Here is a 729-nt window from a genome sequence, read left to right on the forward strand (position 1 = left end):
TTTTCTTTTTTTCTTTCCTTCCTTCCCCTTTTTTTTTTTCCTTTTTTTCTTTTTTCCTCTCCTTTTCCTTACTCTCCTCCTTTTTCTTTTTTCCTTCTCTTCTTTCTTTTTTTTCTTTTTTCTTTCTTTTTTTTTTATTATTTTTCTCTCTTTTTTCTCCTTTTTCTTCTTTTCTTTCTTCTTTCTCTCCTTTTTTTTCTCTTTTCTTTTTTCTTTTTTTTTCTTCCTCTTTTTCCTTTTTTTCCTTTTTTCCTTTTTCTCCTTTTTTCTTTTTTTCTTCTTTTTTTCTTTTTTTTTTTTTCTCTTTTTTCTCTTTCTCTTTTTTTCTTTTTCTTTTTCTCTCTTCTTTCTCTTTTTCTCTTTTCTTTTTTTTCTCCTTCTTTTTCTTCTCCTGTTCTTTTCTTCTTCTTTTTTTTCTTTCTTTTTTTTCTTTTCTTTCTCCCTTTCTTTTTCTTTTTTTTTCTTTTCAATCTTCTTTTCTTTTTCTCCCCCTTTTTTCTCTTTCTTCTTTTTCTTTTCATCTTCCATTTCACTCTTTTCTTCTTCTTATCTTCTTTTTTTTTTTTTCCTTTTATTTCTCTTCTTTTTTTCTTTTCTTCTTTCACTTTTACTCTTCTTTTCTTCTTTCCTTTTTCTTTCTCTCTTTTCTTTTTCTTTTCACCCCTTTCTCTTTTCTTTCTCTTTTCCTTTTTCTTTCTTTTTCTCCTTTCTCCTTTTTTCATGCTCCTC

At 25.9% G+C, this 729-nt stretch carries 1 protein-coding gene; it reads right to left on the reverse strand.

Annotation, left to right across the window (positions count from 1 at the left end):
- Positions 1-137: 137 nt before the first annotated feature.
- On the reverse strand, positions 138-729 hold a 592-nt coding region (locus tag DNK85_RS12640; protein WP_208123173.1), incomplete at its 5' end, for a hypothetical protein.

This window comes from Cysteiniphilum halobium (genome assembly GCF_003574425.1).
In the GTDB taxonomy this organism is placed as follows: domain Bacteria; phylum Pseudomonadota; class Gammaproteobacteria; order Francisellales; family Francisellaceae; genus Caedibacter; species Caedibacter halobius.